24 protein-coding genes are annotated in these 25,376 nt (G+C 61.4%); 17 read left to right on the top strand and 7 right to left on the bottom strand.

The window, feature by feature from the left end:
- The first annotated feature begins 32 nt into the window (after positions 1 to 32).
- From deoC to KW403_RS19070, 7 genes are all read left to right on the top strand, one after another.
- The gene (gene deoC, locus KW403_RS19040; RefSeq protein ID WP_223022807.1) at positions 33 to 992 is read left to right on the top strand and encodes a deoxyribose-phosphate aldolase; all 960 of its coding nucleotides are present in this window, start codon (positions 33 to 35) and stop codon (positions 990 to 992) included.
- A gap of 11 nt (positions 993 to 1,003) precedes the next feature.
- Complete coding sequence (locus KW403_RS19045; RefSeq protein WP_223022808.1) at positions 1,004 to 3,400, top strand: aldehyde dehydrogenase family protein; 2,397 nt, start codon at positions 1,004 to 1,006, stop codon at positions 3,398 to 3,400.
- 212 nt (positions 3,401 to 3,612) lie between these two features.
- Positions 3,613 to 5,127, top strand: a complete 1,515-nt coding sequence (locus tag KW403_RS19050; RefSeq protein WP_223022809.1) for an ABC transporter substrate-binding protein — start codon at positions 3,613 to 3,615, stop codon at positions 5,125 to 5,127.
- A gap of 73 nt (positions 5,128 to 5,200) precedes the next feature.
- Complete coding sequence (locus KW403_RS19055; protein ID WP_246638009.1) at positions 5,201 to 6,151, top strand: ABC transporter permease; 951 nt, start codon at positions 5,201 to 5,203, stop codon at positions 6,149 to 6,151.
- The gene (locus KW403_RS19060) at positions 6,148 to 6,999 is read left to right on the top strand and encodes an ABC transporter permease (protein ID WP_223022810.1); all 852 of its coding nucleotides are present in this window, start codon (positions 6,148 to 6,150) and stop codon (positions 6,997 to 6,999) included. Before KW403_RS19055 ends, KW403_RS19060 begins: the two co-directional genes overlap by 4 nt.
- Entirely contained in the window at positions 6,996 to 7,802 is an 807-nt protein-coding gene (locus KW403_RS19065) for an ATP-binding cassette domain-containing protein (RefSeq protein WP_223022811.1), read from the top strand. The genes KW403_RS19060 and KW403_RS19065 overlap by 4 nt, the downstream gene beginning before the upstream one ends.
- A complete protein-coding gene (locus KW403_RS19070; RefSeq protein WP_223022812.1) occupies positions 7,799 to 8,545 on the top strand; it encodes an ABC transporter ATP-binding protein in 747 nt (248 codons plus the stop codon). The genes KW403_RS19065 and KW403_RS19070 overlap by 4 nt, the downstream gene beginning before the upstream one ends.
- Positions 8,546 to 8,567: 22 nt before the next feature.
- On the opposite strand, the gene KW403_RS19075 is transcribed toward KW403_RS19070, so the two are convergent.
- The 7 genes from KW403_RS19075 to KW403_RS19105 all read right to left on the bottom strand — a co-directional run bounded on the left by KW403_RS19075 (position 8,568) and on the right by KW403_RS19105 (position 15,814).
- Entirely contained in the window at positions 8,568 to 9,425 is an 858-nt protein-coding gene (locus KW403_RS19075; protein WP_223022813.1) for an endonuclease/exonuclease/phosphatase family protein, read from the bottom strand.
- Complete coding sequence (gene ugpC / locus KW403_RS19080) at positions 9,422 to 10,570, bottom strand: sn-glycerol-3-phosphate ABC transporter ATP-binding protein UgpC (RefSeq protein WP_246638002.1); 1,149 nt, start codon at positions 10,568 to 10,570, stop codon at positions 9,422 to 9,424. The genes KW403_RS19075 and ugpC overlap by 4 nt, the downstream gene beginning before the upstream one ends.
- A 20-nt stretch (positions 10,571 to 10,590) precedes the next feature.
- Entirely contained in the window at positions 10,591 to 11,508 is a 918-nt protein-coding gene (locus tag KW403_RS19085; protein ID WP_223022814.1) for an ABC transporter permease subunit, read from the bottom strand.
- 10 nt (positions 11,509 to 11,518) lie between these two features.
- Positions 11,519 to 12,403, bottom strand: a complete 885-nt coding sequence (locus KW403_RS19090) for an ABC transporter permease subunit (protein WP_223022815.1) — start codon at positions 12,401 to 12,403, stop codon at positions 11,519 to 11,521.
- Positions 12,404 to 12,484: 81 nt separating this feature from the next.
- Entirely contained in the window at positions 12,485 to 13,813 is a 1,329-nt protein-coding gene (locus KW403_RS19095) for an extracellular solute-binding protein (protein ID WP_223022816.1), read from the bottom strand.
- A 126-nt stretch (positions 13,814 to 13,939) separates the two neighbouring features.
- Positions 13,940 to 14,788 (bottom strand): phosphodiesterase, encoded by an 849-nt coding sequence (locus KW403_RS19100; RefSeq protein ID WP_223022817.1) that lies wholly within the window; start codon positions 14,786 to 14,788, stop codon positions 13,940 to 13,942.
- Between the two features lie 99 nt (positions 14,789 to 14,887).
- The gene (locus tag KW403_RS19105; protein WP_246638003.1) at positions 14,888 to 15,814 is read right to left on the bottom strand and encodes a helix-turn-helix domain-containing protein; all 927 of its coding nucleotides are present in this window, start codon (positions 15,812 to 15,814) and stop codon (positions 14,888 to 14,890) included.
- Positions 15,815 to 16,026: 212 nt separating this feature from the next.
- On the opposite strand from KW403_RS19105, the gene KW403_RS19110 reads away from it, so the two are divergent.
- The 10 genes from KW403_RS19110 (at position 16,027) to KW403_RS19155 (ending at position 25,361) form a co-directional block, all read left to right on the top strand.
- Positions 16,027 to 17,052 carry a TRAP transporter substrate-binding protein gene (locus KW403_RS19110; protein ID WP_223022819.1) on the top strand — a complete coding sequence of 342 codons (1,026 nt, stop codon included), beginning with the start codon at positions 16,027 to 16,029 and terminating at the stop codon, positions 17,050 to 17,052.
- A gap of 114 nt (positions 17,053 to 17,166) precedes the next feature.
- On the top strand, positions 17,167 to 17,664 hold the full coding sequence (locus KW403_RS19115) for a TRAP transporter small permease (protein ID WP_223022820.1): 498 nt from the start codon (positions 17,167 to 17,169) through the stop codon (positions 17,662 to 17,664).
- Positions 17,664 to 18,950 (top strand): TRAP transporter large permease, encoded by a 1,287-nt coding sequence (locus KW403_RS19120; RefSeq protein ID WP_223022821.1) that lies wholly within the window; start codon positions 17,664 to 17,666, stop codon positions 18,948 to 18,950. The genes KW403_RS19115 and KW403_RS19120 overlap by 1 nt, the downstream gene beginning before the upstream one ends.
- A 26-nt stretch (positions 18,951 to 18,976) precedes the next feature.
- A complete protein-coding gene (locus KW403_RS19125) occupies positions 18,977 to 19,795 on the top strand; it encodes a dihydroorotate dehydrogenase electron transfer subunit (RefSeq protein ID WP_223022822.1) in 819 nt (272 codons plus the stop codon).
- Positions 19,789 to 20,733: a dihydroorotate dehydrogenase gene (locus KW403_RS19130; protein ID WP_223022823.1), complete on the top strand. Its 945-nt coding sequence runs from the start codon at positions 19,789 to 19,791 to the stop codon at positions 20,731 to 20,733. Before KW403_RS19125 ends, KW403_RS19130 begins: the two co-directional genes overlap by 7 nt.
- Positions 20,730 to 22,013: a Zn-dependent hydrolase gene (locus KW403_RS19135; RefSeq protein ID WP_223022824.1), complete on the top strand. Its 1,284-nt coding sequence runs from the start codon at positions 20,730 to 20,732 to the stop codon at positions 22,011 to 22,013. Before KW403_RS19130 ends, KW403_RS19135 begins: the two co-directional genes overlap by 4 nt.
- Before the next feature lie 101 nt (positions 22,014 to 22,114).
- On the top strand, positions 22,115 to 22,810 hold the full coding sequence (locus tag KW403_RS19140) for an orotate phosphoribosyltransferase (protein ID WP_223022825.1): 696 nt from the start codon (positions 22,115 to 22,117) through the stop codon (positions 22,808 to 22,810).
- A gap of 19 nt (positions 22,811 to 22,829) precedes the next feature.
- Entirely contained in the window at positions 22,830 to 23,156 is a 327-nt protein-coding gene (locus tag KW403_RS19145) for a hypothetical protein (protein ID WP_223022826.1), read from the top strand.
- 157 nt (positions 23,157 to 23,313) lie between these two features.
- A complete protein-coding gene (locus tag KW403_RS19150) occupies positions 23,314 to 23,814 on the top strand; it encodes a TRAP transporter small permease subunit (protein WP_223022827.1) in 501 nt (166 codons plus the stop codon).
- Positions 23,811 to 25,361 carry a TRAP transporter large permease gene (locus tag KW403_RS19155; protein ID WP_223022828.1) on the top strand — a complete coding sequence of 517 codons (1,551 nt, stop codon included), beginning with the start codon at positions 23,811 to 23,813 and terminating at the stop codon, positions 25,359 to 25,361. Before KW403_RS19150 ends, KW403_RS19155 begins: the two co-directional genes overlap by 4 nt.
- Positions 25,362 to 25,376: the final 15 nt, after the last annotated feature.

A 25,376-nucleotide genomic window follows, 5' to 3' on the forward strand; every position in this document is an offset into this window, starting at 1 on the left:
TGGCGGATGGTCCCGAAACCACGGACGCAGCCATGACCGACGCTCTCGCCCGAAACACCGGCACGCAACTGAAAACTGAATGGTTCGAGGATGTGTCCGTGAACCGCACGGCGGCCGAGCGCCGGGCGGGCACGCTGACGGCGCGCCGCTCGATCAAGAAGGCCTATCAGGCGGCCTGGCTGGTGAAGGCCATCACCTGTATCGACCTCACCACGCTTGCCGGCGACGACACGCCGGGACGCGTGCGCCGGCTTTGCGCCAAGGCGCGACGTCCGGTGCGCGAGGACATCCTGGAAGCGCTGGGGCTTGCCGATGCGGGCATCACCACCGGCGCTGTCTGCGTGTATCCAACCATGGTTGGCCATGCGGTCAAGGCGCTGGAAGGGAGCAAAATTCCCGTAGCATCGGTGGCCACCGGCTTTCCGGCCGGTCTCATGCCGTTGCCGCTGCGGCTTGCCGAAATCCGCTATGCGGTGGAAGAGGGCGCGCACGAGATCGACATCGTCATCACGCGAGAGCATGTTCTGACCCAGAACTGGAGCGCGCTTTATGACGAAATTGCCGCGATGCGCGAGGCCTGCGGTGCGGCGCATATGAAAGCCATTCTGGCGACAGGGGATCTCAGCACGCTCACCAATGTCTACCGCGCCTCGATGGTCGCCATGCAGGCCGGGTCCGACTTCATCAAGACTTCGACCGGCAAGGAAGGCGTGAACGCCACGCTGCCGGTGAGCCTGACCATGGTGCGCGCACTGCGCGATTACCGCGACTATTCGGGCCAGATCGTCGGGTTCAAGCCGGCGGGCGGACTCAAGACCGCCAAGGATGCTCTCGCCTGGCTGACGCTCATGAAAGAGGAGGCGGGCAACCGCTGGCTGGAGCCGAATCTCTTCCGCATCGGCGCAAGCTCGCTTCTGGGCGACATCGAACGGCAATTGGAGCACTACGTGACCGGTCGCTATTCCAGCGCCAACCGTCACGCGGTCGCATGAGGATCAAAGACATGTCTTCCATCAAGGATATTCTGCGCACCATGGAATACGGCCCTTCTCCGGAAGCCAATGGCGATGTTGTCGCGTGGCTCAATGCCCATGGCCGCTCCTTCGGCCATTTCATCGATGGACGGTTTGTCAAACCGAAGGGCGCACGCCAGATTGCTGTTTCCAATCCCTCGGACGGTTCGCAACTTGCCGAGATCGCCTGCGGCACGGCAGAGGATGTGGACGCTGCTGTGAAAGCGGCGCGTGGTGCGTTCGGCAAATGGTCGAAGCTCTCCGGTCATGAGCGCGCCAAATATCTCTACGCGATTGCCCGCCATGTGCAGAAGCGCTCGCGCTTTCTTGCGGTGCTTGAGACCATGGACAATGGCAAGCCGGTGCGCGAGACGCGCGACATCGACATTCCGCTGGTCGCCCGCCACTTCTATCACCACGCCGGCTGGGCCGAGATGGTGGAAGACGAGTTCCGCGGCTTCTCGCCCGTGGGTGTGTGCGGGCAGGTGATCCCGTGGAACTTCCCTCTGCTGATGCTTGCCTGGAAGGTCGCACCGGCGCTCGCCGCTGGCAACACGGTGGTGCTGAAACCCGCCGACCTGACGCCGCTTACGGCGGTCGCCTTTGCCGAGATCTGCCACGAGGTTGGTCTGCCGGCCGGCGTGGTCAACATTGTCCAGGGCGATGGCGATACGGGTGCCGCCATCTGCGGCCATGCGGGCGTCGACAAGGTGGCCTTCACCGGCTCCACACAGGTGGGCCGCGTCATCCGCGAACAGATCGCCGGTTCCGGCAAGAAGCTCTCGCTGGAGCTGGGCGGCAAGTCGCCCTTCATCGTGTTCGAGGACGCCGATATCGATGCGGCTGTCGAGGGCGTGGTGGACGCGATCTGGTTCAACCAGGGCGAAGTGTGCTGCGCCGGCTCGCGCCTGATCGTGCAGGAAGGCATCGCCGAGCGCTTTCACGCCAAGCTGAAGGCGCGTCTTGAAACGCTGCGCGTCGGTGACCCGCTCGACAAATCCACCGATGTGGGCGCCATCGTTTCGCCGGTGCAGGTGGAGCGGATTTCCGCGCTGGTGGCAAAGGGTGTGGAGGAAGGTGGAACCCTCTGGCAGGCCTCCGCCCCGCTGCCTCAAAAGGGCAATTACATTGCGCCCGGCTTCTTCACCGATGTCGAGCCTGCCGCAACCGTCTGCCAGGTGGAGATCTTCGGCCCCGTCGCCGCCTCCATGACTTTCCGCACGCCGGACGAGGCCGCCGCACTCGCCAACAACAGCCGCTACGGGCTTGCCGCCTCCGTCTGGTCGGAAAACATCAATGTGGCGCTCGATCTTGCCGCGCGGGTAAAAGCCGGCGTTGTCTGGATCAACTGCACCAACATGCTCGATGCGGGCGCGGGGTTCGGTGGCTATCGCGAGAGCGGTTTCGGTCGCGAGGGCGCGCGCGAGGGGCTTTACGAATATCTCGCTGCAGACTGGGAAAAGAAGCTTTCCGCGCCCAAGGCATCGGAAGCCTTCATTCCCTCCGCCTCTCCGGCGGGTGAGGGCAAGGTTCTGGTCGAGGGCATCGACCGGACCATGAAGAACTATATCGGCGGCAAGCAGGCACGGCCCGATGGCGGCTATGTCTATTCGGTCGCCGGCAAGGGCGGCGTGCTGATCGGGCAGGCCGGCATCGGCAATCGCAAGGACATCCGCAATGCGGTCGAGGCAGCGGCGAAGGCCGGCGGCTGGGGCGGCGCGACCGGCCACAATCGCGCGCAGGTGCTCTATTATCTGGGCGAGAACCTGGAGGCGCGGCGCGAGGGCATGGAAGCGCTTCTGTGCGAGAGCACGGGCATCAGCGCGAAGAAGGCGGCAGAGGAATTCGATACCGCGCTGCGCCGCATCTTTTATTACGCCGCGCAGGCCGACAAGTTCGACGGGGCGGTCCACTCCACCCAGTCGCGCCATGTGACGCTTGCCATGAACGAGCCCTTTGGGGTTATGGGCATTGCCTGTCCGGACGAGGCCCCACTTCTGTCTCTGGTTTCGCTGGTGCTGCCGGCCATCGCCATGGGCAACCGGGTCGTGGTCGTGCCGTCTGCGCGCCATCCCCTGATCGCCGGCGATTTCTACCAGCTTCTCGACACGTCCGATGTGCCGGGTGGCGTGGTGAACATCGTCACCGGCGAGCGCGATCTTCTGGTGAAGACGCTTGCCGAGCACGACGAGGTAGCAGCCCTCTGGTATTTCGGATCGGCGGAAGGCAGCGCCATGGTGGAGAAAGCATCGGCCGGGAACCTGAAGTCGACCTGGGTCAATCATGGCCGCATGCCGGACTGGCTGGATGACGCGCAGGGACGCGGGCGCGATTACCTGCGCCGCGCCGTTCAGGTGAAGAACATCTGGGTTCCCTACGGCGCCTGACGCGCGTCTTGTGTTCTACGAATTAGCGTTCTGAAGGAATAGATTTCGCACCGACCCCGTAGAAATGTCGGTCCGGTGCGAACATTTCGCTCCATGCGGGATTCAAATGTCTCGCAGTCATCGTGTTTGCCGGTTAGATTAGCCACGAAACAGCGGGTTCAAGGCCATGGGCAGGTAACCGCGCGGTTTGGAATTCGCAAAGGACAAGCAAGATGACAGCATCGCTGAAAGAGACGGGTCTGGGCCTTCGCAGCCTGACGATAAGTGTGGCGTTCGCCATTGTTGGCGCGACGGGCGCCATGGCGCAGGACAATACAGACCCTTCCGCCGTCATTCGCATCGGTTCGCTCTATGAGCCGCAAAACCTCGACAACACGGCAGGTGCCGGGCAGGGCATCAACGAGGCCTTCAACGGTAATGTCTATGAGGGGCTGTTCCAGCTCACCGACGATGGCGACGTGGTGGAAAAGCTCGTCTCCGGTTTCGAGATGAGCGAGGACGGGCTCACCTATACCTTCACGCTGCAGCCGGATGTTACGTTCCATTCCGGCGACCCGCTGACCGCAGCCGATGTAAAGCACAGCATCGAGCGTGTTACCGCCGAGGCCTCCCAGAGCTCGCGCAAGCGCAGCCTGGCGAACATCGAGAGCGTGGAGGCCAAGGACGATAGCACCGTTGTGGTCACCCTCAAGGAGCGCTCCATCTCGCTGCCCTACAATCTGACCTATGTATGGATCGTCAATGATGCCGCCGAGGATCTGACCTCCAGCGAGGACGGCACCGGCCCCTACAAGCTCGATAATTGGCGGCGCGGTTCCAGCATCACGCTTTCGCCCTATGAAAACTACTGGGGCGAGAAGCCGAAGAATGGCGGCGTGACCTTCTCCTATTTCAAGGAGGCGACCGCTCTCAACAACGCGCTTCTGACCGGCGCGGTGGACATCATCACCAGCGTGCAGAGCCCGGATTCCCTGATCCAGTTCCAGGACAATCCGTCGTTTGTCGTCACGGATGGCCAGTCCACCACCAAGGAAGTTCTCGCCTATAACGACCGTGTTGCCCCCTTCGACAACGTGAAGGTGCGCAAGGCCGTTGCCCGTGCCATTGACCGCGAGCGTCTGTTGAATTCCATCTGGGGCGATTACGGCACGCTGATCGGCTCCTTCGTACCGCCAACGGACCCGTGGTACGTCGATCTCACCGATGTCGACCCCTACGACCCGGAAAGCGCCAAGGCGCTGCTGGCGGAAGCGGGCTATGCGGATGGTTTCACTTTCACGCTCGACACGCCGAACTACGATCCGCATCCGATCGTCGCCCAGTTCCTTCAGAACGAATTGGCCAAGGTCGGCATCACGGTGAACATCAACATCATCACTGCCAATGAGTGGTACACGAAGATCTACCAGGCGCAGGATTTTCAGGCGACGCTTCAGGAGCATGTGAACCACCGCGATATCGTGTTCTACGGCAATCCCGACTTTTACTGGGGCTACAACAACCCGGAAGTGGTGGAGCTGATTGCCTCTGCGGAGGCAAGCGGCTCGGAAGCCGAGCGCGATGAAAAGCTCACGCAGGCAAATCGCATCATCGCCGAGGATGCTGCCAGCGGATGGCTTTATCTCTATCCGCAGATTGTGGTATCGACCGCGTCGGTCAGCGGGTATCCGGTCAACGGCCTGAACTCGCAGTTCTTCGCATACGATATCGTCAAGCAGGCTCAGTAACCGATCCGGCGAGCCGCCATACGGTTCCACCTCGCGTGGAATTGTCCTGAGGGAGGTTCCGATCCTCGTTTATATCGCCCGGCGGCTCGCCATTCTTTTCTTCTCGCTTCTGGCGGCCTGTGTGGTTCTGTTCATACTGCTCAGGCTTTTGCCGGGAGATCCCGCCAATGCGCTGATCTCGGTCGGCGCCGACGAGGCGCAGATCGCGGCCGCGCGGCGGCAGGTCGGTTCCGATCTGCCGCTTGCCCAGCAATTCGTCCAGTTCATCACCAGTCTGGCGCGTTTCGATCTCGGCACGTCCTTTGTCAGCCGCACGCCGGTTTTGCCGGAAATCATGGACCGACTGGCGGTCACGCTGCCGCTCACCGTTCTCTCGTTCCTGCTGGCGCTGGTAATCGCCGTGCCGCTCGGCATTCTCTCGGCGGTGAAGGCCGATCGCTGGTATGGCGCGGCGATTTCGGTGATCTCGCAGCTCGGCATCGCCATCCCCGTTTTCTGGGTGGGGATTCTTCTGGTCACGCTGTTTGCCGTCAATCTGCGGTTATTCCCCTCTGGCGGCTTTCCGCCGCGCGGCTGGGAAACGCCGGTCGAGGCGCTGCGCACCCTGTTTCTGCCGATCCTCACCATTGCCATCGTGATGTCCGCCTCGCTTCTGCGCTATGTGCGCTCGGCCACGCAGGATGTGCTGGGCAGCGACTATCTGCGCACGGCGCGCGCGCTTGGCGCGGGCTTTTCCGAAGCGCTGGTGCGCCACGGCATCCGCAACGGCGCGGTGCCGGTGATGTCGATCCTCGGCATCGAGCTTGCCACGGCGCTGCTTGGTGCGGTGGTGGTCGAGCGGGTGTTCAACCTGCCGGGCCTCGGCTCCATGCTGCTCCTTGCCATTGAGCAACGAGATTTCCCCAACATTCAGGGCGTGCTTTTCATCTCCACGCTGCTGGTTCTTCTGATCGGTTTCCTTGCCGATCTCGGCCAGCGGCTGGTCGATCCGAGACTGCGTGAGAGCCGGGGAGCGCGGTCATGAGCGGGCAGGTGGAAACGGCGACAATGCCCAACCGGCGCGGTTCCCTCACGCTTACCGTGGGACTTGTTCTCGTCGGTCTGCATGTCGCGGTCGCACTGTTGACGTTGGTGTGGACGCCCTACGACCCCACGGGCATGGCCGGTGGGCGGCTGGAAGCGCCGTCACTGGCCCATTGGGCCGGCACGGATCGTCTCGGGCGCGATCTCTTCACGCAGATCATGATCGGCTCGCGCATCGCGCTGATCGTCGGTTTCGGCGCGGTGGCCATTGCGGCGGTGATCGGCGTCACGCTCGGCGTTCTGTCGGCCTTCGCCACGCGGTATCTCGATGACATTCTGGCAGCCGCCTTCGACATTCTGATCGCCTTCCCGACGCTGCTTCTGGCCATGCTTGTGGTGGCGGCAACCGAAAGCGCGAGCCTGTTTTCGGCCACGCTTGCGCTGGGCATCGCCATTTCGGCCATTGTCGCGCGGCTGACCCGCATTCTGGCCAAGCGCGTTCTGTCGATGGACTACATCACCGCGGCGCGCACGGCGGGTGCGTCGTGGCCGAGCATCGTCCTTCGCCATCTCCTGCCCAATATCTGGCCGATGCTGGCGGTAAATTTCGCGTTGCAGTTCGGCCTCGCCGTTATTGCGGAGTCCTCGCTGTCCTATCTCGGCCTCGGCGCGCCGCCGCCCAACGCCTCGTGGGGCCGTCTCCTTCAGGAGGCGCAGGGCACCGTCTACACCGCGCCCTTCGGCGCTATCGCGCCGGGCATCGCGCTAGTCACGTTGGTGATCGGCATGAACCTTCTGGCCGATGGTCTGCGCGATGCGGGCGACCCGACCCGGAGGGGCCGGCAATGAGCCTTCTCGATATTCGCGGCCTGACCCTCGCTACCGGTGGCACGACGCTGGTTTCCGACGTTTCGTTTTCCATCGCGCCCGGCGAACGGCTTGGCCTGATCGGCGAATCCGGCTCTGGCAAGTCGCTCACGGCACTTGCCGCCATCGGCCTTCTGCCGGGCGGGTTCAAGATTCAGGGCTCCATCAAACTTGATGGCCAAGAAATGGTGGGAGCGTCCGAGAGTGCGATGATTCCCCTGCGGGGCGCGGCGGCTGCCACCGTGTTTCAGGAGCCGCTCACTGCGCTCAACCCGTTGATGAAGGTGGGGAAGCAGGTGGCCGAGCCGGTCTTCCGCAGGCATCGCCGCGCGGGCGAGGCTGTTGACCGCGCAGCCGCCGCGCGCGAGGTGCGGTCGCTGCTTGAGCGTGTCTCGCTTCCCGACATCGACCGGATCGTGAAGTCTTATCCTTACGAGATTTCCGGTGGTCAGCGGCAACGCGTGGCCATTGCCATGGCGCTCGCCTGCCGCCCGAAACTGCTGGTCGCGGATGAGCCAACTACAGCGCTCGACGTGACCACACAGGTAGAAATCCTCGATCTTCTGTCCGGTCTGGTGCGCGAAGAAGGCATGGCGCTTCTCTTTATCAGCCACGATCTGCCCGTGGTGGCGCGCGTGACGGAAAACGTCGTCGTGCTGCGCCGTGGCGAGGTCATCGAACGGGGCGAAGTCCATGCCGTGTTCGATGAGCCGAAACACAAATACACGCGCTCGCTTGTCGATGCGGCGAACGCGTTTGACAAGGCGCTGGGGCCTGCACGATGAGCCTTATTTCACTCGAGAACGTCTCCTTCGGCTATTCACGCAAACAGCAGGTGCTGCACGATGTCTCGTTGAGCCTTCAGGCTGGCGTGAATGTCGGCTTGGTGGGTGAATCGGGGTCCGGAAAATCCACGATCCTAAAGCTTCTGCTCGGGCTGGCGCGTCCAACTCGCGGGCAGATTCAATTCGGCGACATCGAGCTCGATCCCGGCAACCGCGCCTTCATGCGCGGGTATCGCAAGGCGGTTCAGGCTGTCTTTCAGGATCCCTATTCATCGCTCGACCCGCGCCAGAAGGTGCAATCGATCATTGCCGAGCCATTGCGGGCGCTCGGCATTCCGGGCTCTCATCAGGAGGCGATTGAGAAAGCGCTCCACGATGTCGGCCTGCCGGCGGATGCCATAAACCGCTATCCGCACGAGTTTTCCGGTGGTCAGCGTCAGCGCATCGCCATTGCGCGCGCCATTGTCGCGCGGCCGCAGCTCATCCTTGCCGATGAGGCGGTGAGCGCGCTTGACCTCTCGACGCGGGCGCGCATTGTCGATCTTCTCAAGGCGCTTTCGGAAGAGATAACGATCCTGCTCGTTTCGCACGACCTGGCCGTTGTCGCGGCGCTGTGCGAAGAGATCGTCATTCTGGAAAAGGGACGGGTCGTCGAAAGCGGCAGGACCGCCGACATTCTGGAAAATCCAAAACACCCCTATACGCAAAAGCTGCTTGCGAGCGTGCCGCGGATGCCGGCTTAAGGCCGGCACCCGCAGTCAAGAATTAGCCTTCGATCTCGACCCACAGGGGCTGGTGGTCCGAGCCCTGCGCATCCATGTCGATCCAGGCGCGCCGCACGCTCGAGGCCATGTTCGAGCTTACCACGCAATGGTCGATCCGCACGCCTGTGCCGATGAAGCTGATGCCTTCATCCTCGTCATTGCCGGCGGCCACCCATGCATCGGTAAACCCGCCATCCTGCACGAGGCGGCCATGCTTCTCCGAGCGGTCGCCGATCAGAAGCGCATATTCCTCGCTGTCGGGCGTGAAGTTGAAATCGCCCATCACGATGGTGCGCTCGGGTACGGGTGGCGGTGGGATCTCATACCAGTCGCCTGCGATGTTTCCGCCCCATGCGGAACCGCGATGGGAGGCGTTGAGGAGCAGGTCCATCGCATGATGCACCTGCGGCAGCCGCGTCTGCGGGCCGATATGATCGAAATGGACCGAGCAGAAGCGCAGCGGACCGTTGTCCGTCGCGATCACGGTTTCAATCATTGCGCGCTGCTGGTGATACTGGTTCGTCAGCGCCATCTTGGGCAGGAGATGGTTCATGGAGGAAAGGATCGGCCAACGCGACAGCACCATGTTGCCGACCTGTCTGCGACGGTGCGTGACCGTGCCGTCATCAGCGACGATCGAGGCGTCGATGTCGATGCCGGGGCCATAAACCCAGTGGTAACCGGGCAGGCGCGCGCCGATCTCCTGCGCCTGATGGATGAGCCCGGTGCGGGGAAAATGGGTTTCCACTTCCTGCAGGGCGATCAGATCCGCGCCCTGGAGTTCTGCGACAATGCGGTCGAGGTTGAACTGCTCGTCCTTCCCCTTGGAGTACTGGATGTTGTAGCTGACGAGCTTCATTGAATGGCTCCGGCAAAATCGGGTTGGCTTACTGCAGCGAATTTGTCGGCAGGGCCGGTCTCCGCCACGATGCGTTTTTCGGTCGTTGGGTCGAAGAGATGCACGCTTTCAGGGGCAATCGAGAGCGAGCAGGGTGTGCCGGGTTCCGGATGGCTGCGTCCGGCGGAATGCAGCACGAAATCGCGCCCGGCGAGACGGCCATGCATGAGGCGGCCGCTGCCCTGTTCCTCTGAGAAATCGAAGGCGACGGTGAGAAGGTGCGGGTCATTGGCCTCGGGCACGATCTTCAGATCTTCGGGCCGCAGGCCCACGATGACCGACTGGCCGGCGATGGTCTTGCCGATAGTGGGGTCGATGGGCAGCCGAAATTGTGTGTTGTCGATCACCGCGAAGGTTCCGTCCTCGGAGACACCACAGGGCAGGAAGTTCATGGCCGGCGAGCCGATGAAGCCGCCGACATAGACGCTTGCAGGCGCGTGGTAGACCTCTTCGGGCGTGCCGACCTGTTCGATGCGGCCCGCGTTCATCACCACCAGACGGTCGGCGAGCGACATGGCTTCCACCTGATCGTGCGTCACGAAGACGGAGGTGGCTTTCAGCGCGCGGTGAAGGCGGCGGATTTCAAGGCGCATCTGCACACGCAGCTTGGCGTCGAGGTTGGAAAGCGGCTCGTCGAACAGGAACACTTTCGGCTCGCGCACGATGGCGCGGCCCATGGCAACGCGCTGGCGCTGACCGCCCGAGAGCTGTGCCGGCTTGCGGTCAAGCAGCTGGTCGAGGCCGAGGCTCTTGGCCGTGGCTTCCACCTTCTGCATCCGTTCGGCTTTGCGCATGCCGCCGACCTTCAGCGCGTAGCCGATGTTCTGCGCGACGGTCATGTGGGGATAGAGCGCATAGTTCTGGAACACCATGGCGCAGCCGCGCTCGCGTGGCTCAAGCCGGTTCACCACCGTGTTCTCGATGGCGATCTCGCCAGCGCTGATTTCTTCAAGCCCGGCGATCATGCGCAGAAGCGTGGACTTGCCGCAGCCCGAAGGGCCGAGAATGACGATGAACTCGCCATCGTGAATGTCGAGGTCGACACCATGGACGACCTGGTTCTTGCCGTAGAATTTCTCGACCTTGCGAATGTTGATATCGGCCATGATGACAGCCTTTCTCTAGACTATTTTTCGGTGCTGATGAGGCCGCGCACGAACCAGCGTTGCATGAGGACAACGACGAGCAGCGGCGGCAGCATGACGATGAGTGTTCCGGCCATGGCGACGTTCCAGTCGGCAATGGCGTCAGGGCCGGGGATGAGGCGGCGCAGCTCCATCACCACGGTGGAGTAGTTGGCCCGGTCGGTGATGATGAGCAGCGGCCACAGATACTGGTTCCACGCATAGACAAACATGATGGTGGCAAGAGCCGCGATGTTGGTGCGCGACAGGGGCAGCAGAACCTCGATGAAGAAACGGAACGGGCCGGAGCCGTCCATCTTGGCCGCTTCCACCAGTTCGTCGGGAATGGTGAGGAAGAACTGGCGATAGAGAAACGTGCCGGTGGCCGTCGCCACCAGCGGCAGGATCAGGCCCGTATAGGAATTCAGCATGTTCCATTCGAGCGAGAGCTCGACGCCGGAGACCTGCGCGATCAGCCAGCTTATGCCGGTGACATCGAGGATGGTCTGGAACGGGTAGAGCGCGTTGGCGGCCACCGAGTAGGTGGGCACGATGCGCACTTCCAGCGGCAACATCAGGGTAATGAAGATCACCCAGAAAAACACCATGCGCAGGCGGTAGTTGAAGAAGACGATGGAGAAGGCGCTGATGGCCGAGATGATCACCTTGCCGATCACGACGGCGATGGCGACGATCATCGAATTCATGAACTTCACGCCGAATTCGGCGCGGGTCCATGCGGCGGTGAGATTGTTCCACAATTCCCCACCGGGGAGGTAGTGCACATTGGTCGAGTTGACCTCGGCCACGGTCAGCGTGGCGGCGACGAATGCGAGCCAGATCGGTACGATCAGAAGCAGGGCGCCGGCGACGAGGATCACATGGGTGACGATGTTGAGGAGGGGGGTGCGTTCGATCATGGCTTGCTCCTCACGTGTAGTGCACGCGGCGTTCGATGAAGCGGAACTGGAAGAAGGTCATGAGGATGACGAGCCCCATGAGAACCAGTGACTGCGCAGCGGCACCCGAATAATCGAGCCCCTGAAAGCCATCGACATAGATCTTGTAGACCATCAGCTCGGTGGCGCGGGCCGGACCGCCTTCGGTCAGAATGTCGACAATGCCGAAGGAGTCCGTGAAGGAATCCGTCATGTTGATGACCAGCAGGAAGAAGATGGTCGGCGCGAGCAGCGGAAGCTGCAGGTCGAGCATGCGGCGCATCACCCGCGCACCATCCATGGAGCCGGCCTCGATCAGTGAGCGCGGAATGGACTGGAGACCGGCCAGAAAGAAAATGAAGGAATAGGAGACCTGTTTCCACGCCTGGGTGATGATGATCGCCGTCATGGCATCGACGCCGGAGAGTGCCGGGTTCCACAGACCGGGCGACAGCGTGTTGAGATAGGCAAAGACGCCTGATTGAGGATTGAAAAGAAAGCGGAACGCGAGCGCCGCGGCTGGTGCCGCGATGGCATAGGGCCAGATCATCCCGACGCGGAAGAAACGATAGCCGCGCAACTGTCGGTCGGCAAAGAGCGCCAGCACCAGCGCGATGGACATAGCAAGCCCGGTCGAAAGCACGGCGAAGATAATGCTGCGCCAGATAGAGGCCCAGTAGGTTTCGTCAGAGAAAACGGCCTTGAAATTGTCGAGCCCGACCCATTGATTGCCGCCGCCGAAGGGCTGCTCAAGGGTGAATGCCCAGTACATGGCCTGCGATGCCGGCCAATAGAAGAACACGAATATGATCAGCAACTGGGGGGCAATGAAGAGATAGGCCAGCCAGTTGGCCTTGAAATAAGCGCGCTTTTGCATGGACGTTCCGAGGGTTGCGGAGGCAGGCTGAAATGGATGCGCCACGGCTAACCAGCCGTGGCGCGCCGAATCTGCCCTACGTCAGGGAAGCGTCTTGCCTGCGTAGGTGCGCTCGAATTTGCGCAGCATCGCGTTGGAACGCTCGACGGCATCGTCCAATGCCTCCTGCGGGGTCTTCTGGCTACTCAGCACGGCTTGCATCTGCGAGGTCCACTCGGCGCGGATCTGCACGAAGCTGCCGAGGCGGATGCCGCGGGTCAGTGGGGTGACCGGCGTGTAGGTGAGTGATTCAATGGCTTTCTCGCGACCCTTGTAGGGGCGTTCGTCGTAAAAGCCTTTCTTGACGAGATAGTCGAAGCCTTCGTCAGTCACCGGAATATAGCCTGTCACCGTGCTCCAGAACTCGGCGGATTCGGGCTTGGCGAGGAATTTGAAATACTCGGCAGCGCCGCGATATTGTTCTTCGGTCTTGCCGGAAAGCGTCCAGAGCGATGCGCCGCCCACGACCGAGTTCTTGCGCTCCGTGCCCTCATAGACCGGCAGCATGGCCACGTCCCAGAGGAACCCTTCGCCGACCTGCTCGGTGACGGCCTGGTGGCTCGCGATGGAGCCGAAGTAATGCGCGCACTCGCCGGCAGCAAAGGCGTCGCGGGTGGAGAGGCCGGTTTCGCGGGTCTTGATGACCAGCAAGCCTTCATCGATCCAGCGCTTGATGTCCTTCATGTGTTTGGCGTGGAGCGTGGTGTTGAACACCACTTCGGCGTCGAGACCGTCATAGCCATTGTTTTTCGTGGCGATCGGCTCGCCATGAACCATGGAGAATTGCTCCAGGTCGACCCATGAGGACGGAGCGTAACCGGCAGGGCAGGCGCTGCCGGCTTCCTTCAGCTCGCGCAGGACCTGCTCATACTGTTCCCAGGTCTTGGGTGCTTCGTCGCGGCCGATGGATTTGTACGCATCGACGTTCCAGTACATCATTGCCGTGGAGGAGTTGAACGGCATGGACCACAGGCGGCCCTCAGAGTCGGCGTAGTAGTTGGCGATGCCCGGGAAATAGGAGTCCCAGTCGATGTCGATGCCGTGATCTTCCATAAGCTTGTAAGCCGGATAAACCTGACCGGAAAGCATCAGGTCCGGGGCCGAAACCTCGACGCCCTGAACAATGGTAGGGTGCTTCTTAGCGCGGAAGGCGGCGATGGTGTTCTGCAGGGCCGTGGCATAGTCGCCCTGGCTGACGCAGGAAATTTCGTATGTGTCCTGCGAGGCGTTGAAGCGGTCGCAGGTGGCCTGGACCTGCTCACCGAGCTGGCCGGTAAGCCCGTACCAGTATTCGAACTTGACCTTCTCGGCCTGGGCCGATGTGGACAGTGCCAACAGCGCGAACGCGCCTGCAATAAGTGTCTTTTGCATTGTGTTTCCCTTGGATGGAAGAAGCGGTCGCCGGCACCAGCACCGGTCGCGCCTTGGCCTATCGGTGTGCCTTGACAGTCGGGTGACCGCGAAATGAAACTTATTTGACAGCTGGCAAGCGGCTGATTAGCCGGCCACTTTTTCGCGCTCAGCACCGTCGTCGGCGTGCCTGCGCCGTTTGCCGAACAGGCCGTCGGCCATTTCCGCGTGGCGGTGAATGTAATCGTGGAAGTGGACAAGCGTGCTGTTCTCGTCTGCCAGAACCACGGCATACTGGGCAGGGCCATCGAGACGCAATGGCTCGCCAGGCATGCCCGGCAGATGGGCGTTCACGTCATAATGGTTGCCCGAAATCGTGGTCAGCGGGATGCCATGCCACAGGCCCGTCGTCTGCCGGTGCACATGGCCGGCAATCACCTGACGAATGTCGGGATGCGTCTTCAGTACGTCGAGGAATCGCTCCGATTCCTGAAGCTTGATCCGGTCCACGGGCATGTAAAGATCGTTAGCGTGGTGGTGCATAACGATGATGACGGGCCGGTCCTTCGCTTCTTCCAAGCGAGCCGCAAGCCATGAAAGCCGCTGGTCACAGAGCACACCGCTGACGATCTCCGGCTCAGACGAATCGATGACGATGACGCGGTATCCCTTTGCGTCTATGGCCTTCTGGATGTGGCCGTTTTCATCGTCGTGCAGGGTGCCGAACACGTCCTTGAACCGGTCGCGGTGATCGTGATTGCCGAGCGTGAGTACCACCGGCATCCGGAGCTGGTCGATCATGCGGTCGAGAGTTTCATAGGCCGGAATTTCACCGCGGTCGGCAAGGTCGCCGGCGAAAATGCAGAAATCAGCATCACCATGATTGATATTTGCGCTGTCGATGGCCGCCTGCAGGCGCTTGGTCGTGTCCAGCCCGTTTGTGGCGAAGCCCTCCGGTGAAAGATGGATGTCGCTCATGACGATGAATTTCAGCATGATTGCCCCGCTGTCTTGTGTGGTTTCGGGCCGGGTGGCCACCACACAGCGGGTATCATCGCCCTGTGTCGGACGGCTGACAGATTTGTTGCGACTATATTACAGGGGGGTGACCGAGGCGTCGGCCTGTGGGTGAGGCGCGGAAGCGATTGCGTATTTTTCGATCATCGTCTCGAGATAACTCGCCGCTTCTTCGCCTTTCAGAGCATCTCCCCAGAGCCGTTCGGCAATGTCTTCATGCAGGGTCATGGCTTCCGGCGCCGAGGTGATGAGCGCCACGCCTACGCGAATGTTCGGCTGTTCGCCGAGCCGGAAGGGACTGATGGCCAGAACCGACCTGTCCTGTTGTCGGAAGATCTGAAAACTGGTTGCGGGCACCGGCTCGCGTACAATGCCGATCTGGATGCCGATTGGCTGTTCGCGTAGCATGGAAAGAATGTATTCGGCTTCGCGGCGTGCCTGAAGGCGGCGTTTATCGACGACATCCGGGGGCAGGTCGTGCCGACCGATCAGCCCATGTAGCAGAAATCCTTCGAGATCGGACGAGGCGATCAGGCTCACGATCAGTGGCCGGCGCAGACGAAACGCTTTCTTGCGTGCGCGCAAAATATCGATGAGCGCATCGACCAGCTCTCCCGCGCTGTCGTCGGGATCGACTTCCGCGGGAACGGATTCGCGCAGCACCTCTTGCAAAGCATTGTCATAGGCATCGGAAGTGAGGAGATAGGAAACCGGGCTGAACAGGCCGATCACCTGCTGGCAGTCGTCTTCGAGTTGCCGCATGCGCTCGAAAAAGGCGATGGCGCTTGAAACATACTCCACGCCGACGCCCATCAGGCTTGGCAGCGAAACGCCCAGCACATCGGCGATGCTGGTGAGCATTTCGATCTTGCGAATTGCGCCTTTTTCCGCGCGATAAAGCGCGGCGCGCGAGATGCCGAGCTTTTCTGCCAGTTCATCGGGAGCAAGCCCCTTGCCGAGACGATACGCGCGCAGCCGGGCACCGATGTCGCTGAATCTGATCAAGTCGCCCTGTGACACGCTTTTTTCTCGCAAGTTCCCGTGCCTTCCGTTATCGGGTGCGCTGTGCCGGCTTGTCAACGCAGCTGCTCAAATTCCCACCAAAAGCTCACAATTTGGACAAAAAAGCAAATCGTCTCATTTTTGAGAATTTCCGTTGACAGGCATTTTGGGGGCTCGTAATCTGCTTGTTTAAAAACCAAAGGAGAGGCGGAACAATGAAACATCTCTTTACGAAACTGGCTGCAACGACTGTTATGGGCGTGGCTGGCGCGGCATTCGCGACAGGCGTCTTCGCTGCGGATTTCGTTGCCAAGATCGGCCATCTGGAATCGGCGCAGCAGTCGCGCCATGTTCATCTTGAGAAGGTGGCCAAGCTGGTCAATGAGCGGACCGACGGTGCGGTTGAGTTCCAGCTCTTCCCGCAGGGCCAGCTCGGTCAGCAGCGCGAAATGACCGAGGGTGTCCAGCTTGGAACCCTTGAGGCGACAGTGGCTCCGGCTGCCTTCCTTGGCGGTTTCAACCCCGCCGTCTCCATCTTGGATATCCCGTTCCTGCTTCCCGACAATGATGAAACCGCCCAGAAGATCCGCGGCGGTGCGTTCGGTGAGGCGCTTTGCGATAGCTTCAATTCGCGCGGCGTGACCTGCATCGGCCTTTGGCCCAACGGCAAGAAGAGTTTCACCTCCTCCAAGCCGCTCGCAAGCCTTGAGGATTTCGCCGGACAGAAATTCCGCGTGATGGATTCCAACATCCTGATCGAGCAGTTTAACTCGCTTGGCGCTTCGGCCATCGCGCTTCCCTTTGGCGAGCTCTACACCGCCCTGCAGACGGGCGTTGTCGATGGTGAGGAGAACCCGCTCGACACCATCCAGCGCATGAAATTCTACGAAGTGCAGAAGCACCTCGTGCTCTCTGACCATGGCGCGATGGAAGACGTGATCCTCTTCAACCCGGCCTGGTGGGCAAGCCTTCCCGAAGAGCATCAGAAGACCATTGTGGATACCTTCAATGAGGTCATTCCCGAACTGATCAACCACAAGGCCGAGGCTGTCGCTGCGGCGCTTGAGGAGATCAAGGCATCCGGTATCGACATCCGCGAGATGAGCGATGAAGAGAAAGCCGCTTTCCGTGACAAGATGTATCCGGCTGCACGCGCTGCTTTTATCGAGCGCGCCGGCGATGAGGGCGAGAACCTGATCGCCGTATACGAAAAGGAATATGAGGCTGCGGGCGCAGAGTAAGCGCCGCCTCAAACCTGTACCAGAGCATTGACGTTCACATGCCGGGCTTCATCGTGAGCCCGGCAGCGGCTTCTTTTTTCCAGGGCAGCGGTTTCTTATTCAAGGATCGAGACTTTGAAAGCACTTGCCATCATCAGGACCGCGGAGCGCGTAGCGGCGGTCTCCATCTTTCTGACCATGGTCGCGCTCTATTCTGCGAACGTGCTCGCCCGGCAGGTCGGCGGCACGTTTGCCTCCGAGTTTGCCTGGGTCGAGGAAGCCGTGCGGCTGATGAGCCTCTTCCTCGTTTTCCTGACGGTCGGTCTTGCCCTTGAGAAGGGGCGTCATGCCGGTGTTCACACCTGGCGCGACCGCATTGCGCGGGCGACCGGGCTGCCGCTCCGAAAGATCATCGACGCGGTCGGCTTCGTGTTCTGCATCTATCTTGTCTGGCTTGGCTATCAGATGACCGCTTTCGTCTACGGCATGGGCCAGAAGAGCCCGACGCTGAACATTCCGGTCTTCTGGATCTATCTCGCGCCCACCATCGGTTTTGCACTCATGGCGCTGCGTTTTGCCCTCAGCTTCTTCGGCCGCATCGATCGTTTTGCCGGACAGGCGTCGGAGGAATAATGATCCTTTTTGCACTCGTTATTATTGTCGCGGTCCTGCTTCTGGTCCTTGGTTTCGAGATGTTTCTCGTGCTGGGCGTGCCGGCGCTCATGATCAAGGAATTTTTCTACGGAAACCTGCCAGACCCGGTGGTCGTGCAAAAGATTCTGGGCGGCATCAACCACACCACGCTTCTGGCCATTCCCTTCTTCATCCTGGCGGCCGAGCTGATGGGCGAGGGGCAGATCGCCCGACGCCTCACCGGCCTCGTCAAGGTGTTGGTCGGTCATCTGCGCGGCGGCATGGGCTACACCACGATCGGCGGCTCCATGGCGTTCGGTTCGGTTTCCGGCTCCGCCCCGGCCACTGTCGCGGCAATGGCGCGCATGGTCTATCCGGAGATGCGCAAGGCCGGTTTCAGCGACAAATTCTCGCTCGGTCTCATCGTTTCAAGCGCCGAGACAGCGCTGCTCATTCCGCCGTCGATCACCTTCATTATCTATGGCTGGATGACCGGCACCTCGGTTGCCAAGCTGTTTGTCGGGGGCCTCGCCGTGGGCCTGGTGCTGGGCCTTGCTTTTGCCATCATGGCAGCGCTTGAGGCGCGCCGCTCAGGCGTCGAGCGCGGGCCGCGCACGAGCTGGCGCGAGCGCCTTGTCGCAATCCGGGAGGCGGGCTGGGCGCTGGGCATGCCGGTCATCATTCTGGGCGGCATCTACAGCGGCTATTTCACGCCCACCGAGGCGGCGGCCGCAAGCGTTGTCTACGCCATTTTCGTGGAAGGCGTGATCTTCCGCGAGCTGACCTTGCGCAAGCTTTTTGCCGTCACGGAACGTGCGGCCATCTCCACCGCCATCATCTTCATCCTGCTGGCGATGGGCGGGCTGCTTTCCTATTTCATCACGCTGGCGCAGGTGCCATCGGCGATCACCGCGTTCCTCGACGCCATCCACGCCGGACCGATCATGTTCCTCCTGATCGTGAACATCAGCTTCCTGATCGCAGGCATGTTCATCGATCCGAATTCGGCGCTCTTGATTCTCGTTCCGCCGCTCTATCCAGTGGCGACGGCGCTCGGTATCGATCCGGTTCATTTCGGCATGATCGTCACGCTGAACATTTCGATCGGCATGATCACGCCGCCCTTCGGCCTCGATATCTTCGTGGCGTCCTCGACGCTCTCCAAGCCGGTTCTCACGATCATTTCGGGCCTGTGGCCCTTTATCATCGCGAACCTCATCGTGCTGGCGATCATCACCTATGTGCCCGACATTTCCACCTTCCTGCCCAACCTCGTGTTCGGCTGACGGAAATGCCAGAAAGGATTGAAACGATGGACGACGTGCCGTCAATCAAGGCTTTCGAGCTGCCGCTCTCGGTCAAGAGCAACGAGCCGGTCAATGGCGAATACCGCCTTCTGGTTCTTGCAGCGCCGCACGATATCCTGAAGCGCTGCCGGGCCGGGCAGTTCTTTCATCTGCTTTGCCCGCAGGCGGGGGGCGAAACGCCCTATCTGCGCAGGCCCATGAGCATTTATGGCTTCTATCCCGAAAAGGGGGAGCTGCATTTCCTCTACAAGGTTACGGGGGCGGGCACTCGTGCCCTGGCCACGCTGTCGCTCGGCGACAGGCTGAATGTTCTGGGCCCGCTCGGTGAGCCGTTCACCATTGCCGATGACTGGCAGGATCTTGTGCTGGTGGCGCGCGGCGTCGGGCTTGCCACGCTTGCCCCGCTGGCGCTGGAGGCCAACCGTCTTGGCCGCAGGCTCACCGCGATCTGCAGCGCGCGCCATCCCGACTATCTGATGTCGACGGATTATTTCGAGTCGCTCGGTGCGGATGTCATCACGCTGACCGACGCGGAAGGCACGTCGGATCTCGACAATCTGGAAAAGGTCATCGAGGGGCTAATCGCGGCCGGCCGTGCCGACGCGTTCTACACATGCGGCTCCAACCGCATGCTGCGACTGTTGCAGACCATCGGCGAACGGCACGGTATTCCCGGCCAGATCGCACTGGAGCAGCAGATGGCCTGCGGCATCGGCATGTGCCATTGCTGCGTACGCCCGTTCACTCGCGGCAACCGGCAGGTGCATCTGAGAGTATGCCGCGAAGGCCCCGTCTTCGACATGATGGAGGCGATCGCATGGTAGACCTTTCGGTCGATATTTCCGGGCTCAAGCTCAAGAACCCGATCATGCCGGCATCCGGCACCTTCTCCGAGGATCTCGCGGAGGTGTTCGATCTCGACCGGCTTGGCGCGCATGTGACCAAGACCATCACTCGTGGCTGGCGCGATGGAAATCCGACGCCGCGCGTGTGCGAGGTGAATGGTTCAATGCTGAATTCCATTGGCATTCCGAGCAAGGGTGTGGGCGCCTTCATCGAGAAGGTCGTGCCGTTTTACGCCCATTACGAGACGCCGCTGGTGGTCTCCATTTCGGGAAACACGGCCGATGAATTCGCAACGCTGTGTTCCGAAGTCAGCGTCCCCGGCGTTGCGGCCATCGAGGTCAACATTTCGTGCCCGAACATCGAGGAAGACGGTAAGGCCTTTGCCATCCGCCCATCCTCCACCCATGACGTGATGCGCAAGCTGCGGGCGGCGACCGATCTGCCGCTCTGGGCCAAGCTCACCCCCAATACGGGCGAAACGTCCGAGGTGGCGCGCGCTGCAGAAGAAGGCGGCGCCGATGCGTTGGTGGTGGCCAACACGATTCTGTCGATGGCCATCGACATCAACACGCGCCGGCCCAAGCTGGGTAATCTGATGGGTGGCCTGTCCGGCCCCAGCCTGAAGCCCATCGCACTGCGCATGGCCTACCAGTGCGCCCGTGCGACCAAAATTCCGGTCATCGGTTGCGGCGGCATTTCCACGGTGGAAGACGTGATCGAATATCTGATCGCCGGGGCAAGCGCTGTTCAGGTGGGCACTGCCACCTTCATTCATCCGACGATCATGTTGTCGCTGATCGATGGCCTGGAAGACTGGCTTTCAAACCAGGGGCTTTCCTCCGTGAAAGACCTTATCGGCTCCGTCATCGATGGCGAGCAGGATGAGTCTGTCGTCTTCATGGAAGCCGCGCCATGAACGCCCAACCTGCTCCTTTCGCCGATGTCCGGGCACAGGATCACGCGCTGGCCGCGCGCCTTTTTGATGATGTGGCGCGCCTGTCGCCCGATGTGGAAGGCGTCAGCCGTCCGGCCTTTTCCGCGATCGAGACGCAGACGCTGAAATATCTCGAGGATGTTGCGAAGGTCGAGGGGCTGGCGGTCTGGTATGATGCAGGCTGCAACGCGCTTTTCTCGCTGCCGGAGGATCGCGATGCGGAGCGTGTCGTCGTTGTTGGCTCCCATGTGGACAGCGTGCCTTTCGGCGGCAATTTCGACGGGCTGGCCGGCGTTGTGGCGGGGCTCATCTGCCTGATCCGCGCCCGGCGCGAGGGACGCCGTTTTGCAAAACCGGTGCATGTGCTCGCCATGCGGGGTGAGGAAAGCGCCTGGTTCGGCCCGTGCTACATCGGCTCGAAGGTGCTCACGGGCACGCTTGCAAAGCGCGAACTTGAAGAAACCCACAAGGGCGATGGCCGCACGCTGGAAGAGCATATGGCCGATATCGGCCTGCCGGTCGAAGATATCCGGGCGCAAAAGCCGCTGATGGATGTGAGCCGCATGGAAGCCTATCTCGAGCTTCACATCGAGCAGGGCCCGCTGCTGATCGGCAAGAACATTCCGGCAGCCACCGTTTCGGGCATTCGCGGCAATATCCGCTACCGCGCGATCACCTGCCACGGCGAGGCAGGGCACTCCGGCGCAGTGCCGAAGGCCTACAGGCGCGACCCGGTTCTCGCCATGGCCGATCTTCTGGTGCGGCTCGATGAAAGCTGGACGACGATCCTGAACAAGGGCGACGATCTGGTGCTCACAAGCGGCATCGTGGCGACAGATCCGGAAAAACACGCCATGTCGCGCATTCCAGACCGTGTGTCGTTCAGCCTCGACATGCGCAGCCAGAAGCCGGAAACACTGGATGACATGCGCGCGCTTCTGAAAAGCGAGATCAAGGAGATCGAACGTGACCGTCGGGTGCGATTCGATCTGGGCGAGGAGCTGCGCGTGGAACCGGCGCTTTGCGACAAAGGGCTGGTGGCGGGCCTTGAGGAGGCGATGCGCAAGGTGGGACAGGAGCCATTCGTGATGCCGAGCGGCGGCGGGCATGATGCTGCCGTGTTCGCTGGCGCCGGCGTTCCTGCTGCCATGGTGTTCGTGCGCAACCGCAATGGCTCGCACAACCCGCAGGAAGCGATGGAGATCGACGATTTCCTTGCCGGCGTGGATATCCTCTCTGCTTTCCTTGCGGGGGCGGAGTGACGGTGCGTTTTCTACAGGAAACGAATCTCCTCATTGCCGGGCTGGCTCACGCGGGAGATTGCTGTTAGCGAAAAGGCCCGATCAACGAACAGGACCACGACATGTTCTCCAACACCTTTCCCGACCGCACTGCCATTTCGCAGATGGTCGCCCGCATGCTTCTGGAGATCGAGGCGGTGCATTTTCGCGCTGAGCAGCCGTTCACGTTCACGTCTGGTCTTGCAAGTCCGGTCTATATCGACTGCCGCAAGCTGATCTCCTACCCGCGCGTTCGCGCCGCGATCATGGATTTCGCGGCCTCGGTCATCTTCCGCAACGTCGGTTTCGAGCAGTTCGACGCGGTGGCGGGCGGCGAGACGGCGGGCATCCCCTTCGCGGCCTGGCTGGCCGAACGCATGGGACTGCCGATGCAATATGTGCGCAAAAAGCCGAAAGGCTTTGGCCGCGACGCGCAGATCGAGGGCGCGCTGAGCGAAGGCGCGCGCGTGCTTCTGGTCGAGGATCTGACCACCGATGGCGGCAGCAAGATCAAGTTTGCCGAGGCCGTGGCCCGAACCGGTGCGCAGGTTACCGACACGTTCGCCGTCTTTTACTACGACATCTTCCCCGACACGCCGAAGCGGCTTGAAGCCGCCGGCATGCGGCTTCATCATCTGGCCACCTGGTGGGATGTGCTCGCCGTCTGCAAGGAAGAAAATCGCTTTTCGCCGGAAACGATCGTTGAGGTCGAAAAATTCCTGAATGCGCCTACCGAATGGTCGGCGAACCATGGCGGCATTTCAGAACTGCCGCAGTAAATCCCAAAGGACCTGGATCATGTTTGATACGTTTTTGAAGGATCTGAACGAGCAGGGCGGAAGCGTTCGCGCCTATGAAGGCTGCGCGGTCAAGGCCCATGCCCGCATCACCAGCGAGCCGGAAAACGCCGCTGCCCTTCTGCTCATCGCCTATGCCGCGCAGCGTTTCGTGGAAGCCTATGACGACCAGCCGCTCACCATGACGGCGGCGGATGAGGAGCTGGAGCTCTTCACCGAGATCGTCAACACGCTCGATGCGGCCTATAAGGACGGATCCGAGGCTGACAAGCTTTCCGCTCTCAACAAGGCCTCGGCGCGTCTGGCCGCGACGATCAAGGCCGGCTAAACAGGCTTCAATTCACTGACAGATGATGCGCTCGCCGGGTTTTTCCGGCGAGCAAATTCGTTGTGCGCCGATCATGGCCAAATAGCCGTTTCCTTTCCTCCTCGCATGGGATAGCTTCGCGCCCGAATTCGTATGGGAGCCGGGTTTGCATCTGTATATGAGGTTTTGCGCGGGGCTGGATCGTCTGGCAACGGCGCTCTGTGTTCTTGCCTGCCTGGCGCTGACGGCCAGCGTGCTTGCCATCGTCGTGATGCGCTATGGCTTTGGGGTCGGGTTCATCGAGCTGCAGGATTTCGCCTCCTACACATTTGCCGTGCTCCTCATATTCTCCGTGCCGGTGTGCCTGCGCAGAGGCGGGCATGTGCGTGTTGAGATCCTGTCGGAGAACCTTCCGCCCGTTTACACGCGCATCGCGGATGCCGTGGCGGTCTTTCTGTTTCTCGTGCCGGTGTTCAGTTTGATCATCTGGGCCGACTGGGCGGATCTCGCCTATTCCTGGTCCATCCGCGAGGCTTCCGTTGAAACGGGTGGGCTTCCAGGCCTGTTCATCGTCAAGACGGCCCTGCCGCTCGGGGCTGCAATGATGATCCTGCAGGGTATCGCCATGGTGCTCGCGCCGGACGCACAACGCACCGCCGAAGACGAGCCGGCCCTATGACCCTTTCCGAGCTGTTTCTGTGCCTGATGCTGGTCGGGCTGTTCGCCGGCATTCTGAGTGGCATTCCGGCCATGCTCGCCATTGCCGGTGTGCCCTTTGTCGTCGCGGTCATTGCCAGCCTCTTCGGCGCGTTCGATCTGTCCTTTCTGGATTTCTTTCCAAGCCGCGTCTGGGGCGTGATGAGCAACACGCTTCTGATGGCGGTGCCGCTTTTCATCCTCATGGGCGTGGTGTTGGAGCGATCGCAGCTTGCCGAGCGCATGCTGGAAGTGCTGCGCGAGATGCTTGGCGCATCGCCCCGCGGCCTTGCCCTTTCCGTGTTGCTCTTTAGCGCGCTCATAGCGGCGTCCACCGGCATTGTCGGCGCGACGGTCGTCATGCTGGGCCTCGTCAGCCTTCCCGCCATGCTGCAGGCGGGGGTTTCGCCGCGCGTGTCGAGCGGCATCATCTGCGCCAGCGGCACGCTGGGTCAGATCATCCCGCCTTCCATCCTGCTCGTGCTTCTGGGGGACCAGATCGGCAACACCTATCTGGAAGCTCAACAGAAGGCCGGCAATTTTGCGCCCGACGCCGTGTCCGTGGGCGATCTCTTCGCCGGGGCCATCCTGCCGGGATTAATGCTGGTTGGCCTCTATGGTCTCTACATCCTCTTCACATTGCGCGGTGGGCACAAAACTGCCAAGGAGACCCGCCGCGCGCGGGTTCCGCTGAGCCGCATCCTTGGCGTCTTCCTGCCACCGCTTCTGCTCATTCTGGCGGTTCTGGGGTCCATTCTTGGCGGTGTTGCCACCACCACGGAAGCGGCGGGCCTCGGGGCCGTTGGCACGATCCTGCTCGCCGGTTATACGCGCGGTCGCGTTGGCCGTGCGGGACGGGGTGTCATCCTCTCCGCTGTTGTCGCGGGCGGTATTCTGGTGCTCCTGCGTGCACTTGGCCTTGTGCCGCCCTCCGGGCTTGGCACTCCCGCTGGGTTCACTGCGCTCCTTGCTGCCGCACTGATCGCTGCCGGTGTCGTTTTCGCTGGCTGGCGCCTCCTGCGCACGGATATTCTGGTTCCCGCCGTCATCGACACGCTGCGCATTTCCGGCATGGTGTTTGGCATCATCATTGCCGCATCCATGCTGTCGCTGGTGTTTCGCGGTTTCGGTGGCGACGAATTGGTGGCCGGCTTTCTGGAGCAGGTGCCGGGCGGCAAATGGGGAGCCCTCGCGCTCGTCATGGTGGTCGTCTTCTTCCTCGGTTTCATCCTCGAAGCGGTGGAGATTATCTACATTGTCGTGCCGCTTCTCGGCGCGCCTATCTTGGCAACTGACTTCTCTCCCGTCTGGTTCGCAGTGCTGCTGGCGATGAACCTGCAGACCTCGTTTCTGACCCCGCCTTTCGGCTTCGCGCTGTTCTATTATCGCTCGGTTGCGCCCCGTAGCATCACGACATTGGAAATCTACCGTTCGGTGATTCCCTTCGTGGTCATACAACTTGTGGCTTTGGCGCTTCTCATTACGTTCCCGGCTGTGGTTACATGGCTGCCGGAGATGCTCTTCAGATAGTCGTTGTTCAGGAGG

Origin of the sequence: Nitratireductor kimnyeongensis (genome assembly GCF_019891395.1) — a bacterium.
In the GTDB taxonomy this organism is placed as follows: Bacteria; Pseudomonadota; Alphaproteobacteria; order Rhizobiales; family Rhizobiaceae; genus Nitratireductor; species Nitratireductor kimnyeongensis.

What these genes read in the sequence shown, in the direction of transcription:
- KW403_RS19085 (WP_223022814.1), bottom strand. Translation starts at nt 11,508, where the DNA reads ATGATCGAACGCACCCCCCTCCTCAACATCGTCACCCATGTGATCCTC.
- KW403_RS19045 (WP_223022808.1), top strand. Translation starts at nt 1,004, where the DNA reads ATGTCTTCCATCAAGGATATTCTGCGCACCATGGAATACGGCCCTTCT.
- KW403_RS19050 (WP_223022809.1), top strand. Translation starts at nt 3,613, where the DNA reads ATGACAGCATCGCTGAAAGAGACGGGTCTGGGCCTTCGCAGCCTGACG.
- KW403_RS19145 (WP_223022826.1), top strand. Translation starts at nt 22,830, where the DNA reads ATGTTTGATACGTTTTTGAAGGATCTGAACGAGCAGGGCGGAAGCGTT.
- KW403_RS19075 (WP_223022813.1), bottom strand. Translation starts at nt 9,425, where the DNA reads ATGAAGCTCGTCAGCTACAACATCCAGTACTCCAAGGGGAAGGACGAG.
- KW403_RS19135 (WP_223022824.1), top strand. Translation starts at nt 20,730, where the DNA reads ATGAACGCCCAACCTGCTCCTTTCGCCGATGTCCGGGCACAGGATCAC.
- KW403_RS19150 (WP_223022827.1), top strand. Translation starts at nt 23,314, where the DNA reads ATGAGGTTTTGCGCGGGGCTGGATCGTCTGGCAACGGCGCTCTGTGTT.
- KW403_RS19120 (WP_223022821.1), top strand. Translation starts at nt 17,664, where the DNA reads ATGATCCTTTTTGCACTCGTTATTATTGTCGCGGTCCTGCTTCTGGTC.
- KW403_RS19130 (WP_223022823.1), top strand. Translation starts at nt 19,789, where the DNA reads ATGGTAGACCTTTCGGTCGATATTTCCGGGCTCAAGCTCAAGAACCCG.
- KW403_RS19110 (WP_223022819.1), top strand. Translation starts at nt 16,027, where the DNA reads ATGAAACATCTCTTTACGAAACTGGCTGCAACGACTGTTATGGGCGTG.
- KW403_RS19100 (WP_223022817.1), bottom strand. Translation starts at nt 14,788, where the DNA reads ATGCTGAAATTCATCGTCATGAGCGACATCCATCTTTCACCGGAGGGC.
- KW403_RS19125 (WP_223022822.1), top strand. Translation starts at nt 18,977, where the DNA reads ATGGACGACGTGCCGTCAATCAAGGCTTTCGAGCTGCCGCTCTCGGTC.
- KW403_RS19060 (WP_223022810.1), top strand. Translation starts at nt 6,148, where the DNA reads ATGAGCGGGCAGGTGGAAACGGCGACAATGCCCAACCGGCGCGGTTCC.
- KW403_RS19155 (WP_223022828.1), top strand. Translation starts at nt 23,811, where the DNA reads ATGACCCTTTCCGAGCTGTTTCTGTGCCTGATGCTGGTCGGGCTGTTC.
- KW403_RS19090 (WP_223022815.1), bottom strand. Translation starts at nt 12,403, where the DNA reads ATGCAAAAGCGCGCTTATTTCAAGGCCAACTGGCTGGCCTATCTCTTC.
- KW403_RS19095 (WP_223022816.1), bottom strand. Translation starts at nt 13,813, where the DNA reads ATGCAAAAGACACTTATTGCAGGCGCGTTCGCGCTGTTGGCACTGTCC.
- KW403_RS19070 (WP_223022812.1), top strand. Translation starts at nt 7,799, where the DNA reads ATGAGCCTTATTTCACTCGAGAACGTCTCCTTCGGCTATTCACGCAAA.
- KW403_RS19140 (WP_223022825.1), top strand. Translation starts at nt 22,115, where the DNA reads ATGTTCTCCAACACCTTTCCCGACCGCACTGCCATTTCGCAGATGGTC.
- KW403_RS19065 (WP_223022811.1), top strand. Translation starts at nt 6,996, where the DNA reads ATGAGCCTTCTCGATATTCGCGGCCTGACCCTCGCTACCGGTGGCACG.
- deoC (WP_223022807.1), top strand. Translation starts at nt 33, where the DNA reads ATGACCGACGCTCTCGCCCGAAACACCGGCACGCAACTGAAAACTGAA.
- ugpC (WP_246638002.1), bottom strand. Translation starts at nt 10,570, where the DNA reads ATGGCCGATATCAACATTCGCAAGGTCGAGAAATTCTACGGCAAGAAC.